The following is a 15588-nucleotide window of genomic DNA, read 5'->3' on the forward strand; positions in this document are numbered from 1 at the left end:
TTAATCAAAAGAAAAAGCCCGGTTCCGAAGGAAGCCGGGCTTTTTCTTTTACCAGGTGGTACGTTTATTTGCTGATCACGACCTTCTGCACAACCTTTTCTCCTCCTGCTGTTAGTTCAATAAAGTAAGTACCGTTAGGTATATTCCGTGTGTCTACCTTGAACAGATGCTTTCCGGACGCAAGATTTTCATCTGCCACCACCATTACTTCCTGTCCGATCACATTGAACATTTTGAGCGTGGCCTGGCTGTTCTCAGGTATGTTAACGTTCAGATAAAGTTCCTGTCCTGCAGGATTCGGGAACGCTCCCACACTCAGCTGATTTTGCAACGCCAGAAGGTGAGAACCGGTGAGGATACCATCGTAGGTTACCTGCGCGTTGGAGGCACTGTTGGAAAGATCCGTAAGATTGTCTCCTGCCAGCAGTGCAAATGCAACCACCACCGAATCACCGGGAGCGATGCTGAAGGGGCCGGAGGAAACGCAATCCATTACGTCATTTCCGTTTCCTGTGGTTCCCGCCTGTGCTCTTTGTGTAGAAAGCACGGTGTATTTTTCGCCCGTGTCAAATGCAGGTGTTCCGGCGGTAGGGTCTATGCCTCCTCCTCCTCCTGCGATGTTATCTACTGCGTAGTGCACGAAAGGAGCTGTTGTAGTAAGAAGTTTTGTTCCTGCATACAATCCGTTTGTTTGCGTGCTGTATACGTAGCCCAGCCTCAGTGAGGTGTTCTGGTTGGCCTTGTTCAGGGAATAATTCATAACATCCCAGTCGGTAATAATACCGCAGTAAAGATTGCTGACGGCTGTGCTATTTGTGTTCTTGAGCACATACTCTACAATCACATATTTTGTATTGCCCGGCGTTGTCCATGCCCATCCCTTATGGTGTGTTTGGATGCCAATGGGTGAGGGGGCTACTGCGTCGTTGAAACGGCCGTCCACATCAAAAGCGGATACCTGTGAAGGCACTACCTGGTATACGCGCAGGAGCGTGGCATTGTCCACGTCCATGCTGGCACCACCGCGGAACATGTCAGAAACTTTCGTGTTGGAACTTCCGAGCATCATGGACGACTCATACATCAGGTTGGAATCAAGATACTGGAACCCGAGTCCCTGCTGCTGTCCGTCGGCATTATATCCTATTCTTCCGCGGGAAGTAATAGTGGTTTTAATGTCGTTGACAGTAATATTGATGTAATCCACATTCAGGGTGAGGTTGAAATATATTACTGTGCTCCAGGGTGCATCGCTGATGGTGAGTGTGAAAGGTACAATAGCGTTGGTAGGACAACTGGGCAGAATTTTAATTTCAAACGGATCTCCTGAATTCGGATTTGTTCCCAGCGTAGCAAGTGCTCCGATAGGGTAAGATGCGTCGAGGATCTGGACATCACTGGAAGTAGTTGCCAATGTGGCGGTGGTAGCCGAACTAACCGAAGAAAGCATATTGGTGAAAGTTCCGGTTAAACGTACCGTGTCATTCGTGATGAAAATATCATCGTTATTATCTGTGAGAACCTGACTGAGGTAGAGAACGGATTTAAGATTGGACATGGTCATCGCATTTCCGAGATCAATCCGTCCGGTTCCCAACTTATTAATATAGGAACCGTTGGCAGGAATGGAATAGATATTGTCCGTAGTGGCTTTCAGGTGTTCTCCTACCTGGAGCGCGTTGTACGACATAAACTGGGACTGAATGATCCCGCAGGCTCCCGCAGCAACCGGAGAGGCCATAGATGTTCCGCTCATGCCACCATAGGTGTTACCAGGCAGAGTGGAGGTAATGTTATTGCCGGGGGCAGATACGTCTACGCTGTAATTGTAGTTGGAGAAACTGGCTTTAACATCGCTGGAATTATTTGTGGCTGCCACACTGATAACATAGTTCAGGGAAGATGGGTAGAACATCTGATCCAGATTGTTATTTCCGGCAGCAGCAACAACCAGAGCATCCTTATTGATGGTAACATAATCTATCACCAGCTGTTCCATAGGTCCTCCTCCGGTTCCGCCCCAGGAACAGTTAATGATGGCACAACCATGATCCGCGGCATAGGTAATTCCCTGATAGGCGGCCACAAGTGCGCCACTGGCATCAGCAATTTTAACAGGCAGAAATTTGCAGTTGAATCCTGTAGAGGAAACACCTACACTGTTGTTAGTTTGTGCCGCAGCGCATCCGGATACGTGAACACCGTGGTTATTGGCCTGCCAGGTAGGATCGTTGTCGTTCATACCCACATCCCATCCGCGGTAGTTGTCCACGTATCCGTCTCCGTCATCGTCGGATCCGTTGATCGGATCGGCTGTGTTATACTTAATTTGGTTGGTAAGATCCTGGTGATTAAGATCCGTTCCGGTGTCAGTGATACCAATCACAACATTGGTATTGCCCTGCTGAGTATTCCAACCGGTCACCGCATCCATTCTGGTGGTTCCGAAAATGGCAGATTGGTACTGAGGATCATTCGGGGTGAAGGTGGTCTTTGGGATATAATAGGGCTGAACAAATTCGAACATGCCCAGACTGTAAAGCATATTCACCATTTCTTCCACCGATTGGCCGGAGGTGTATTTCAGCGTATAAACTGTGGTGAGGTCCACCAGTTTTAATCCCATGTTATTGTACTCCCGGTCCGGAGACTTTACCATTGGAAACATCTTTTGCAAATCAGACGCTCCTATGTTCTGGAAGGTGAAATCCAGTGAGGAAAAGTTAATGATCGCGTTGGGCTGGCAGTTTTGTTTGAACTCCGGCTTCACTTTAATGATAACCGTTTTTGCCATGTAATCTTCAGCGGTCACATAAGGTGACATTGCGAAGTAACGCTTTGTTGGTTTTGGCAGTGTGTTTCCGCCTGCAAAAGTCAGGGCGGAAAACATCAGGGCTGCAGGGAAAAGGAGAATAGATCTTTTCATGGTGGTTTGGTTTGGTCCTCAGTGGTTTTGAGAACTGCCAAGATAGAAAAACCGCACATACATTCAAATAGGGTGACGTGAGAATTATTATTACTCATTCACATTCCGGAATTTCCTTAAGAAACTCAAAACCAGCACTTTCCCAGCTTATCCGGCAACAGAAATGTTCTATACCATTGGTTATTACAAGTAGGGGGACTTTTAACGTCATATTATACCGGGCCGTTTGATCAAAAGCGGCCTGGGTGATCCTGATCTCCGGTGCCTTACATTCAACAATCATCTCGGGTGTTCCGCTCCGGTTATAATACACTATATCGCACCGGCGCTGCATCCCATTGAGTAGAATCTGTTTTTCAACAGCCAGTCTGGATCCTGGGTAACCTTTAATATCAGTCAGGTAACGAATGATGTTTTGTCTGACCCATTCTTCCGGGGTGAGAGCCACATTTTTTTTTCGGATGGGATCAAAAATAACGAGGGCACCCGCTGTTTTGGTGATCCGGTGTTCAAAAGCCGGTAGATTAAGTTCCGGAAGCATCAGGCAAGATAATTATTTTTGAAGCCTCATGAGTGATTTCAATTCCATTGCCGCAGACCTCAAAGCCAGGAAGTTCAAACCGGTGTATTTCCTGACCGGGGAAGAGACCTATTATATTGACCTGCTGGCGGAGCAGTTTGAGAAAAAGGTATTGGAGGAGTCGGAAAGGGAATTTAATCTGACAGTATTGTATGGCAACGAAGCAGATATTCCCCGCATTCTGTCGGAAGCCAAACGTTTCCCGATGATGGGAGACTACACTGTAGTGATAGTGAAGGAAGCCCAGCATATCCGGGCACTGAGCCGGTCTGAAAAACTGGAGGAAGACAACGGTGCCGGCGAGGAGGAGAAAAAGAAGGGGGGGGGAGCGGTCGCATTGCTGCAAACGTATGTTGAGCATCCGCAGCTGCAGACGATCCTGGTTTTCTGTTATAAATATAAGAAGCTGGACAAGCGTACCTCCCTCTACAAATCATTGCAAAAGCACGGAGTATTGTTCGAAGCCGGGAAGATGTACGACGATAAACTGCCAGGATGGATCACTGATTATTTTAAGAAGGCAGGATACGGAACGGATCCAAAAGCCGCCGTGCTGATGGCGGAGTATCTGGGGAATGATCTCGCGAAGATTGCAAACGAAGCCGGAAAGCTGATGATCAATATCCCGCCCGGTTCAACCATCTCGCCGGATCACATTCAGCATTTTATTGGCATCAGTAAAGAGTATAATTCCTTTGAGCTCAATGGGGCTCTTTCAAAAAAGGATGTGCTCAGGGCTAACCGGATCGTGAACCATTTTTCCGCAAACCCGAAGGACAATCCGCTGATAATGGTGATATCTACTTTGTTCGGGCATTTTAATAAGGTACTGACATATCATCATCTTCCGGACAAATCAAAAGCAGCGGCGGAGCTGAAAGTGAACCCTTTTTTTGTGCGGGAATATGAAGCCGCCGCGCGGAATTATTCCTTACGCAAAACCGAGGAGATCATGGGATACCTGCGGGAGTATGATCTGAGATCAAAAGGATATTTAACCGGCCAGGCAGGGGAGGGAGAACTACTGAAGGAACTCGTCTTTAAGATACTGCACTAAAGGTGAAAGCAGGAGCAGTGTCCTTTGATGGAAGAAGAAAATAGTACGGCAAGGCCTGAAAATGAGCCGGTTCCTGACGGGAGAATATGACAGGCGGTGGATAAAGTTTAACTTTATTAGTATCTTTGAGGTTCACAACATCCCTCTTACCAGTATAGTACCTGTATGAAGTATATTACGGCGGCGCTTCTGGGGATTTTGCTCCCCATTGCAGTCTTTTCACAGCAAACGGCGACCCTAAGAGGGTTTGTGTATGACAAAGCGAACGGAGAACCTATTCCCTCCGTTAATATCCAGCTCAGAGGAACAAAAATTCACGTGATGACCGATGTGAACGGATTTTATTCCGTTTCAGGTCTCCAGCCCGGCAGCTATACGCTCGTGGCCAGTTTCATAGGATATGATACAATCCGGATTACCGTCAGCCTTAAGCCCGGTGATATCGTTAGCAAGAAGATTTATCTGTCGGAATCCGCCACATTGCTCGGAGATGTTGATATTACGGCGCAGCAGGAGCAGAAGACCAAAGAGGTTAATATCTCGATCATTCCCGTTACCGTGGAAGATATTAACCGCGTTCCCTCCGTTGGCGGAGAACCGGATATTGCCCAGTACCTCCAGATTCTGCCCGGGGTTAATTTTACAGGCGATCAGGGGGGGCAACTCTATATAAGGGGTGGAACACCTGTGCAAAACAAGGTGATTCTTGATGGAATGACAGTGTACAATCCTTTTCATTCTATTGGCCTCTTTTCGGTATTCGATGCTGACATTATCCGTTCGGCCGATGTTTATACCGGTGGCTTCAATGCCAAATTCGGCGGGCGGATATCTTCTATTATGGATATCACCACCCGCGACGGGAACAAAAAACGCTTCGCCGGAAAGGTTAGCGCTTCACCGTTTATCGGAAAAGCGCTGCTTGAAGGTCCTTTGAAAAAGCAAACAGAGGAAGGCGGAAGTTCTTCGTACCTGATTTCCTGCAAGTCCTCCTACCTCGACAGGAGTTCCAAATTGTTTTACACTTATATCGACGAGAAAGGATTGCCGTATAATTTTCTGGACCTCTACGGTAAAACCTCGTTTCACTCCGCCACCGGTTCTAAACTCAATCTGTACGGCTTTAGCTTTAACGATCATGTCAAGTATCAGCATGTGACAGATCTTAAGTGGGGAGCGTTGGGAGGCGGTTCCAATTTTGTGCTTGTTCCCAGCAATTCACCACTGCTGATTGAGGGCGCGGTGGCCTATTCCGATTATGAAATCGTGATGACAGAGGGCGACAGTTTGCCCCGATCATCCAAAATCAAAGGATTCAATATGGGAACCGACTTCTCTTATTACCGAGGAAATAATGAGATTAAATATGGCGTTGAGGTGAATTATTTTACAACCGACTTCGACTTCTATAATGCGGTACACCGCCACATTGAGCAGAAAGAAAACACAACGGAATTATCCGGATTTGTTAAAGCAAAGCTGATCACTTCGAACAAGAAACTGATTTTTGAACCCAGCATCCGGCTGCATTACTATGCCGCCCTCCGTGATTTCTCGCCCGAACCGCGTCTTGGAATGAAATACAATATCACCGATAAGCTACGCGCGAAATTTGCCGGCGGGTTTTATTCTCAGAACCTTATTTCTGCAACAAGCGACAGGGATGTGGTAAATCTTTTTTATGGATTCTTGTCCGGCTCCGATAACCTGCAGGACAATTTTACAAATGAAAACGGAGAGGTGGAGCAAGTGAAGCATCACCTTCAGAAGGCATGGCATGCCATCGGTGGAATAGAGATCGATGTGCACAAGCGCGTGGATGTGAACATCGAGTTTTACTGGAAACAATTTACTCAGCTGACTAACATCAACCGGAATAAACTCTTTGATGACGATGAGCAGCATGCGGATATATCAGATCAGCTCAAGAAAGATTTCATTATTGAAACTGGGGTGGCCAAAGGGGCAGATATTCTGATAAAATATGATTACAAGCGTCTTTACATATGGGCAGTGTATTCCCTGGGATTTGTAGAGCGCTGGGACGGCATTGTTTCTTATACGCCGCATTTCGACCGACGGCACAACGTAAATCTGGTGGTCGCTTACCAGTGGGGAAAGGACCGCGATTGGGAATTCGACGCAAGGTGGAATTATGGGTCGGGCTTTCCTTTTACACAAACTGCCGGATTCTACGAGAACATTGTTTTCAACGGAGGAATTAATACTAATTACACCAATACCAACTACGATCCCAGCAATCCGCAATCGAACAGTCAGTTAGGAATCCTTTATGGAGACCTGAATGCCGCCCGTCTGCCTTATTATCACCGCCTGGACATCACGATCAAGAAGAAATTTGAGATCTCGGAGCATTCTACCATCGAGGCCTCCGCCGGAGCAACAAATGTTTACGACCGGGCCAATATTTTCTACTTTGACAGGGTTCGGTTCACACGGGTAAACCAATTGCCTATTTTACCCAGTGTATCCATGAATTGGTCGTTTTAGACCTCGGATTCGTCTTAACTTGTTAATAATCTGAATTTTCCGGCATTTTTTCGCAACCCCGGAAGGGGATGCTTCGTATAAGAGTGCAAACCAAAGCACGGCGTTCTTATGAGGCAGTTAAAAATCACGAAGCAAGTCACCAACCGGGAAACCGCGTCCCTCGACAAGTATTTGCAGGAGATCGGTAAAATGGAGTTGATAACTGCAGATGAGGAAGTGGAGTTAGCCCGTCGAATTAAACAGGGTGACCAACTTGCACTTGAAAAGCTCACGAAGGCTAATCTTCGGTTTGTGATCTCGGTTTCGAAGCAATATCAGAATCAGGGACTGAGTCTGCCAGATCTTATTAACGAGGGAAACCTTGGACTCATAAAAGCGGCTCAGCGTTTTGATGAAACCCGCGGGTTCAAGTTTATTTCATATGCCGTTTGGTGGATCCGCCAGAGCATTCTGCAGGCATTGGCCGAACAGTCAAGGATCGTACGCCTTCCCCTGAATAAAATCGGATCACTGAATAAGATCAATAAAACATTTGCCCGACTGGAGCAGGAGTATGAGCGGGAGCCGAGTGCCGAGGAAATCGCCAAGGCCCTGGAGTTGACCGAAACGGATGTAAAAGAGGGCATGAAGAATAACGGAAGACACGTGAGCATGGATGCGCCGATCACTTCCTCCGACGACAGTGCCAGTACGATGTACGAACTGATGGAGAATCAGGATACTCCCAGCCCGGAGAATACCTTGCTGAATGAGAGCTTGCGCAGGGAAATTGAGCGGGCACTGAATACACTTACACAGCGGGAAGCGGATGTTGTCCGACTTTATTTCGGTCTTAACGGAGAACATGCCCTTTCACTGGAAGAGATCGGTGAAAAATTCGACCTTACCCGTGAACGGGTCCGGCAAATCAAAGAAAAAGCAGTCCGCCGGTTAAAACATACCTCGAGGAGCAAATTGCTGAAAGCATACCTGGGCTGATGAATTTGGGTTAATTTGGTTTGGGAAAGCCCCGGCGGAAGCCGGGGTTTTTTGTTAATTTTACAATCAATATGAAAGCTCCCATTATTTCCCCTTCATTGCTTTCAGCGGACTTCGGAAACCTGCAACGGGATATCGACATGGTGAACGGAAGCAGTGCAGATTGGTTCCATGTAGACATTATGGACGGGGTGTTTGTGCCGAATATCTCCTTTGGTTTTCCTGTATTAAATGCCATCCGAAAGCATGCTACGAAGCCGCTGGATGTGCATCTGATGATCGCGGATGCGGATAAGTACCTCCAGGCATTCCGTGATGCCGGCGCCGCGAATCTCTCTGTTCATATTGAAGCATGTTCTCATCTTCACCGTACAATTCAGGAGATACGCTCTCTCGGAATGAAAGCCGGTGTGGCTATTAATCCCCACACGCCTGTGAGTAGCCTTGAATCGATCCTCAGCGAGCTGGATCTGGTGATTGTAATGAGTGTAAATCCGGGCTTCGGCGGACAAAAATTTATTGATTCAACGTTTAAGAAAGTCAGCGTACTGCGCGAAATGATCAAAGTCTCCGGATCAAAGGCACTCATAGAAGTAGATGGTGGAGTGAGCCTGGAAAATGCACCGCTGCTCCTGAAAGCGGGGGCCGATGCGCTGGTAGCCGGTAATACCGTTTTTGCCTCGGCCGACCCTGTGAAGACGATCGGGGCTCTAAAGTCGTCCTGACCTCATGCTTCGTTTCCTTACTTACCTGGTATTGTTTCTTCCCTTTGTTCTTACGGCACAACTTCCGGACACAGAGATATGGCTCATCGCACTGGAGGATTCAGCCGGCCGACCCGTACTCCGGCACCCTTTAAATATTACAAGCCGGGTAGGTTATGATAATCAGCCTTCCTTCAGTCCTGACAGTAAAAGTATCTTCTATTCATCCGTTCAGGATACACAGGCTGATATTTATAAGTATGATATACGGTCGAAGAAAACATCCCGTTTAACTTTTACGCCGGAAAGTGAATATTCCCCAACTGTGATGCCCGGTGCGCAGTACTATTCCGTTGTAAGAGTGGAGATGGACTCTACTCAGCGATTATGGAAGTTTCCTCTCAGTGGAAAGGGTGAACCGGTATTGGTAATGGAAAAGATCAAGGGTGTGGGATATCATGCATGGCTGAAACAGGACAGCGTAGCTGTTTTTCTTCTGACGGAGCCCTTCAGCCTGCAAACTTGCCACACCGGAAAGCAGGAGTTAAAGTTTATCTCTGCCAATCCGGGACGGGCCTTTGCGCGTTTGCCCATGTTCAATTTTATTTACCTGGAAAAACAAAATTCACAAAGTATTCCGGATACCATTCACCTGTATTCTTCTGCTTCCGGAAAAGTCTATGCCAATATCCCGGCGCTCAGCGGTGCGGAAGATTTTGCTGTTGTTACATTCTGGGATGAAAAGAAAAATCCTTTTAACGCGGTATTCATGTGCAGCGGGTCGGTTGTCTATATGCAGTGGATCGGAGAAAAAAGTAAGAAGTGGCTTCCTGTGGGAGACCTTTCCGGGATGGGGATTAGCCATATTACCCGGGTAGCCGTGAGCCCCGACCGAAAGTGGATCGCAGTTGTATCGAATCATAAGAAATGAATACTGGCCACAGACCGGATGTTTCGGGAGAAAAGCCGGGGTACGATGCGACCCGGGAAGGGGAGGAAGAGCGCCGGTTTTGGCCACTGGGAGTTACCATCCTTCGTGGTTTTTTCTTTTTATTAGCTATTTCCTTTACTTGTGCCTCCCTGATCTATGTGCATTCGGGAAATGAAATGAATGCCAATATCATCTTCGGAGCATGTATCACCGGTATGCTGGTGATCACAATAGCCGGATGGTTGAGAGGTACTGTTTTCGATGCCATCCTGATGATGCTGATAACCCTTGTAATGCTTTCACTGATCCGATTCGAGTATATGGATGATATCGGCCTGCTGCGGAATCCCGAATCTGTTCGTGATAGCGTGTCAGTGTCTTCCTTACCTCAGGATGATTCTGCACGTAGCGTACGGTTTCTTGATGCCAGAGTGGTGATCTCCGATACCTTAATTGTCAGTGAGTGGGTAGATGACTACCGTTCGTACCTCGTGATTGCACCGGTTTATGACACATGGCGCGATACCCTGCGTGGAGATAGTACCTATGGGTTCGCAGTGGGATATAGTTTTGAAGAAGATCACGTTTCTCTCATCTCCTCATGGGAGGATACCTGCCGCAGTGCCAGTATTTTGCGGGACGATTACAGCCGAGATCAATACCTTCCCCTGATTGAGAACTGGACCACGCGTTCCGGTCGCGGAGTGGTTAGTAATCCGGTGCTTCTGAATTTCACCTGTACCCCGCCTCTTAATAACGGCGAAGCGACCTGGGAGCTGCTGGCGGTTTTTTTCGGACTTATAATTCCCTGGATAGTGATTATAAGTATTGTCAGGGGCATTTCGGCACTGGTGCGAAAGAACTAATCACTTTTCCAGGTATTCTTCCCACAGGATCTGCAGGTAGCTCTTTCCCTCCTTTAGTAAAGTCATGCGCCGCCCGGCACTCGCACTACGGTCTCTCCAAAGATCCTTCATTGCAGGTGACCATACCACATGCTCTCCGGGACGGATCCATCCGAAGCCGTCAGTGTTCTCAAAGAAGGCAAACTCCGGTGTATAGGGATTAAAGAGATTCTTGCTCCAGTGAAATTCAGAATAATCAATACCATATTGTGCAAGTAAGGTGGCCGCCAGATCTGTCTGAGAGGATATGCGATGCAGAGTTCTGCCCCTCAGGCTATCGTTCAGAACTTCTCCCCAAAGCAGAAAAGGTATGCGCCGGTATTCTGCCATATATCTTTCCGTACCCTTTGGTGTGCGGTGACTGTGGTCGGAGATAAACACAAAAAGTGTATTGTTGAACCAGGGTTCTTTCCTGGCGCTCTCTATAAACTTCTTCAGTTCCTGATCGAAATAGTGTACAGAATGTACATAGCGGGATTCTTCATGTTCTCCCGTGTAGGGAGCGGCAACAGGCGGATGATCATATGGTGAGTGTGTGCTGCCTGTAAACAGGGTGTTGAACCAGGGTGATGGAGAGGATTGACATACCTTCAGCAATTCGCGGAACATCTCTCCGTCGTGAATGCCTAACTTTCCCCTTGGAAGTCCGGGAAAATCACGCGATTCAAGAACCCTGTCAAATTCGTTCCACATCATGTACGCGCGGATATTACCATAGGTAAGTTCACCTCCGAAAAGAAAGGTGCTGTGGAATCCTACTGCTTTCATTTTTTTATTCAACGAAGGCAGCATGCCGAATTTGTCAGGTTGTGAAGTAATCGAAACATGAGGTTGTGCGGGAAATCCGCTGAAAATGCTGCTCATGCCCTGATCGCTGAGATTACCGGAAGCATAGAGACTGTCGAAGAGAAGCCCCTCCCGGCATAATTGGTCAAAGTAAGGTGTAATCCCGTCAATGCCACCCAGGGCTCCCACAACTTCCGAGGATATTCCTTCCATGATGATCAGTACTATATTCGGGTGCTCTTTATTCAGGATAAATTGTGTGCTGTCCCTTTCGGTCTGATGTATTTTCTGTACCGTTTGTTCCGCATCCGGATAAAAGTGAAAGGAGTTGGACATCATGACTTTTCTGTTTTCCATGATGCCGGACATGAGCTGCCAGGTGGTGTTGGTGGCTGCAACATTCAGGAACTGGTTCTTAGAGAAATAAACATCACTGACCTGCACCGGAATGGGAGCCCAGCCGCCCCGTATACCGAGAAAGAGCAGGGGGGGTGTAAGAAAAATAAAGAGCGCCGGCAGTAAGTAAGACCGGGGGGCGGTTCCTGCCTCGTGGTCTTGACGGTAACGGTGAATTTTGTTTATGATCAGGTGAGTAGCCAGGCCTACAACAGACAGAACAAGAACGGAGGCCAGGAGAAAGGAGGTACGTACGGTTTCCAGCGCCTCTGCAGGATGTTCCAGAAACAGTATAGCCCTTACATTCACCTTTACTCCCCACTCCGCATAGAGTTCTAAATCAGCGAGGCTTAGAGCTGACGTGATTAGAGCTGCCAGAATGAAATAAACGCGGAGAATTGAGAGGAGAAAATCCTTGCAGATAAACAAATAAAATGAAAGTAAAATAAAGGGAAGGCACAGCAAATATCCGGTCATGGAAATATCATGCACCAGACCATAAAAAAACGCCCCGGCAATTTCAGTCCCGCGGGAATCCGATGCCATACCAAAATGACACAGAACGAAGAGCAGGCGCTGGATGGAAAAAACACCCATCCAGAAGAGGAGATAAACAAATAAAATACGAATGACCCGCCTTAACATACCCAAAGTTATTAAAACTGTCTGATTTACTGATAGTTCTGACTGACCTACCCTCCTTATTTTTATAGTAACTTTGTCGCTTCATGAAGGTTTCAGCCTCGGTTTATTCGAACAAAAAGAAGTCGCTGCGGGATCTAGTGCGGGAACTGGATGAATTCATTGTGGACTTCCTTCACATGGACTGTAACGATGAGCCCGCCGTATTCGATGATATACGAGAAATCCGGGAATTCAGCAAAACGCCGATTGACCTCCACATCATCACCTCTGATCCTGAAAAGTATTTTGATGGTATTCGCGAAACCCGACCGGAGCTCGTCACCTTCCAGTATGAAAATTTGAAAAAGGGGTGGAATATTCCTTCTGACCTTGGTTGCCGCCTTGGTCTGGCTATCGTCAGCGATACACCGGTCTCCGTTTTTGAACCGGTGGCAGCTCGTTTTGATTTCATCCTGTTCATGACCACCACACCAGGAAAAAGCGGTGGAACCTTTAATAAGGAGAATTTCGCCAAGATCCGGGAGTTCAGGAAAAGATTCCCGGACAAAAAAGTACATGTGGATGGTGGAGTAACCGCTGATATTTCTTTCGTGCTTCGCAATATGGGCGTGTATGCAGCGGTTTCGGGATCCTACCTTGTTAATTCGGAAGGCATGGGAAACGCGATGCATAACCTTCGCAGCAATTATTATGTTCCGTCAGGAACGCATGTGAAAGATTTTATGTTGGGAAATGGAGAAGTTCCGAGAATTACCGAATCAGCAGGATTGATGGAGATACTTAAAAGCATTGAAGAGTTCAATTTGGGATTTACCAATGTGGTGAATGCCGGCGGAGAACTGCTCGGGCTCATCAGCAACGCAGATGTCCGGAGAGGGATTTTAAAGAATCCGGGAAAGGTAGAGAGCCTGAAAGCGTCGGATATGATCAATCGAAATCCTGTGTGCGCACATTCCGAAATGCTGATAGGAGAAATGCTGGAAATGATCCGCAATACCGGCGCCAGTATCCTCTACCTGCCGGTGGTAGGGCGAGGCAAAAAGCTGGAGGGAGTTGTTTCATTCACCAATCTTATTAAAGGAGAATAATATGATCATTCGTCTTCAATCGAACATGAGCGATGCCCGTGTGGAGGAACTGGGAAAAGAGTACCGTGTGATCGCGGTAAAAGATACGGATGGCTGGTTGCTGGTGTCTCCCACGAAAATGAAGGAAGTGCCGGAAGGACTAAAAAAGCACACAAAGGAGTTTTTTGTATTCCAGGATGATATTCAGCTGGCCAGCAAGAAATTTATTAATGGAACACGGGAAGTCAGGATTGGCAAGGAACTCAAGATCGGCGGCACAACAAGGAATACATTAATGATCACAGGCCCTTGTTCGGTAGAATCGGAAGAACAACTGGATGCTTCAGCGCAGCTGTGTGTTAAATTGGGAGTAAAGGTGCTCCGGGCCGGAGCGTTCAAGCCCAGAACTTCTCCTTATACATTTCAGGGAATGGGAGTGGAAGGACTGAAGCTGCTGGATAAAATGAGAAAAAAATACGGGCTGTATATTATATCGGAGGTACGTGACAGTACACATGTTCAGGATATTATTGAGTTCGCAGATATTATTCAGATCGGGGCGAAATCCATGTATGATCATGGTATTCTCAAAGCGAGCGCAAGGGCAGGAAAACCGGTACTGCTCAAGCGGGGTTTTGGAACTACACTGCAGGAGTTTGTTCAGGCAGCGGAGTTCATTCTTTCGGGTGGAAATCCGGACGTGATTTTATGTGAGCGTGGCCTCCGGACATTTGAGACCAAAACCCGTTTCACACTGGATCTTTGTGGTGTGGCGTGGCTCAAGGAGCACGTCAATCTTCCTATCATTCTCGATCCGTCGCATGCAATCGGTTATGCGTATGGTGTACCCGATCTTACCCGTGCCTGCCTCGCCATGGGCGTTGATGGCCTTCTGATCGAAACGCATCCCACACCGGAAAAGGCACTCTCGGATGCTTCGCAACAGCTGAATTTTGATCAATTCACACAATTATACCGCTCCCTGCCTCCGCTGGCAGCTGCGATCGGAAGACAAATCATCTGATGGACTATTTGAAGAAAAATCTGCAATGGCTGATTGAAAAAGGAAGGCTCGACAGCGGGAAGCTGGCCGCAGACCTTTCTCTCCCAACTTCCTCGATCGTAAAAGCAGACGTCAGATATATTGAAAACTGGCTTCGCATTGCGGAACTGAGCGGATTTTCCCTCGATATTCTGGCACATATTGATCTCTCCGCACGCGACATGGCTTCAGGGAAGGGAATAAAATTGCTCACCCTGGATGTGGATGGTGTAATGACAGAGGGCGGGATGTTTTACAGTGAAGACGGGAATGAATATAAGCGGTTTAATACCCGCGACGGAATCGGAATCCGCCTGGCCCTGGCAGCTGGCGTTAAGGTCGGATTTATATCGCACGGAAAAAATAACGGATTGATTAGTTCCCGTGCAAAACACCTTGGAGTTGATCTTGTTTATACAGGCAAGGATAGCAAACTCGGTATAATCGGGGAATGGGCGAAACAAGCCGGACTGGGATTAGAGGCTTGTGCACATGTTGGAGATGATATCAACGACCTGGAGGTGATGGATAAGGTTGGCTTGAGTGCATGCCCCGCGGATGCCGTAGACATCATGAAGAAGCATGCGCGTGTTGTTTTGAGGAAAAAGGGCGGCGAAGGCTGTGTGAGAGAATTTATTGAATCGTATCTCGTATGAACGGAATCTCACGGAAGTGGTTCATCATGGCTTCTTTATCCGGTGCAGCGGCGGTCGGATTAGGTGCTTTCGGGGCACACGGACTCAAAGGGGTATTGACAGATTACGGTCTGGCGATCTGGGAGAAAGCCGTATTGTACCAGTTTGTTCACACCATCGGAATTGCAATCGTTGGGGTTGTTCTAACCATTGAAGGGTGGGAGAAAATAAGATGGGCCGGCTGGTTCTGGATGGTGGGTATAGTCCTTTTTTCCGGGTCACTGTATCTGCTCGCACTGAAGGATCATTTCCAGTGGATAAAGACAGGAGTGCTCGGACCGATTACGCCCTTAGGAGGACTTTGTTTCATTGCCGGATGGCTAATGTTTTTTGTAGCGGCAGTATCCGGGAAAAAATCAAAATGA

Annotated in this window: 13 protein-coding genes; 10 read left to right on the forward strand and 3 right to left on the reverse strand. The window is 47.5% G+C overall.

Features of this window, described 5'->3' with window-relative positions; translation table 11 throughout:
* Positions 1 to 64: 64 nt before the first annotated feature.
* Together IT233_12910 and IT233_12915 are read right to left on the reverse strand one after the other, a co-directional pair.
* Positions 65 to 2926: a S8 family peptidase gene (locus IT233_12910; GenBank protein MCC7303533.1), complete on the reverse strand. Its 2862-nt coding sequence runs from the start codon at positions 2924 to 2926 to the stop codon at positions 65 to 67.
* A gap of 94 nt (positions 2927 to 3020) precedes the next feature.
* The gene (locus IT233_12915) at positions 3021 to 3467 is read right to left on the reverse strand and encodes a type I restriction enzyme HsdR N-terminal domain-containing protein (protein ID MCC7303534.1); all 447 of its coding nucleotides are present in this window, start codon (positions 3465 to 3467) and stop codon (positions 3021 to 3023) included.
* Between the two features lie 28 nt (positions 3468 to 3495).
* Between IT233_12915 and holA the strand changes: the two genes are divergently transcribed.
* The 6 genes from holA to IT233_12945 all read left to right on the forward strand — a co-directional run bounded on the left by holA (position 3496) and on the right by IT233_12945 (position 10553).
* The gene (gene holA / locus IT233_12920; GenBank protein ID MCC7303535.1) at positions 3496 to 4563 is read left to right on the forward strand and encodes a DNA polymerase III subunit delta; all 1068 of its coding nucleotides are present in this window, start codon (positions 3496 to 3498) and stop codon (positions 4561 to 4563) included.
* Positions 4564 to 4728: 165 nt separating this feature from the next.
* The gene (locus tag IT233_12925) at positions 4729 to 7074 is read left to right on the forward strand and encodes a TonB-dependent receptor (GenBank protein MCC7303536.1); all 2346 of its coding nucleotides are present in this window, start codon (positions 4729 to 4731) and stop codon (positions 7072 to 7074) included.
* Between the two features lie 108 nt (positions 7075 to 7182).
* Positions 7183 to 8052 (forward strand): sigma-70 family RNA polymerase sigma factor, encoded by an 870-nt coding sequence (locus IT233_12930; protein MCC7303537.1) that lies wholly within the window; start codon positions 7183 to 7185, stop codon positions 8050 to 8052.
* A 71-nt stretch (positions 8053 to 8123) separates the two neighbouring features.
* Positions 8124 to 8777: a ribulose-phosphate 3-epimerase gene (locus tag IT233_12935; protein MCC7303538.1), complete on the forward strand. Its 654-nt coding sequence runs from the start codon at positions 8124 to 8126 to the stop codon at positions 8775 to 8777.
* Between the two features lie 4 nt (positions 8778 to 8781).
* Positions 8782 to 9687, forward strand: a complete 906-nt coding sequence (locus tag IT233_12940) for a PD40 domain-containing protein (protein MCC7303539.1) — start codon at positions 8782 to 8784, stop codon at positions 9685 to 9687.
* Positions 9684 to 10553, forward strand: a complete 870-nt coding sequence (locus tag IT233_12945) for a hypothetical protein (GenBank protein MCC7303540.1) — start codon at positions 9684 to 9686, stop codon at positions 10551 to 10553. The genes IT233_12940 and IT233_12945 overlap by 4 nt, the downstream gene beginning before the upstream one ends.
* Here IT233_12945 and IT233_12950 read toward each other — a convergent pair whose 3' ends face one another.
* Positions 10554 to 12419 (reverse strand): LTA synthase family protein, encoded by a 1866-nt coding sequence (locus IT233_12950; GenBank protein ID MCC7303541.1) that lies wholly within the window; start codon positions 12417 to 12419, stop codon positions 10554 to 10556.
* A gap of 83 nt (positions 12420 to 12502) precedes the next feature.
* Between IT233_12950 and IT233_12955 the strand changes: the two genes are divergently transcribed.
* From IT233_12955 to IT233_12970, 4 genes are read left to right on the forward strand one after another with little or no spacing between them, the layout of a single operon-like run.
* Positions 12503 to 13507, forward strand: coding sequence for a CBS domain-containing protein (locus IT233_12955; protein ID MCC7303542.1), 1005 nt, complete (start codon positions 12503 to 12505; stop codon positions 13505 to 13507).
* A gap of 1 nt (position 13508) precedes the next feature.
* Entirely contained in the window at positions 13509 to 14510 is a 1002-nt protein-coding gene (aroF, locus tag IT233_12960; GenBank protein ID MCC7303543.1) for a 3-deoxy-7-phosphoheptulonate synthase, read from the forward strand.
* Positions 14510 to 15184: an HAD-IIIA family hydrolase gene (locus tag IT233_12965; GenBank protein ID MCC7303544.1), complete on the forward strand. Its 675-nt coding sequence runs from the start codon at positions 14510 to 14512 to the stop codon at positions 15182 to 15184. The genes aroF and IT233_12965 overlap by 1 nt, the downstream gene beginning before the upstream one ends.
* Positions 15181 to 15588, forward strand: coding sequence for a DUF423 domain-containing protein (locus IT233_12970; protein MCC7303545.1), 408 nt, complete (start codon positions 15181 to 15183; stop codon positions 15586 to 15588). Before IT233_12965 ends, IT233_12970 begins: the two co-directional genes overlap by 4 nt.

Source organism: Bacteroidia bacterium (assembly GCA_020852255.1).
Taxonomy (GTDB): Bacteria; Bacteroidota; Bacteroidia; order JADZBD01; family JADZBD01; genus JADZBD01.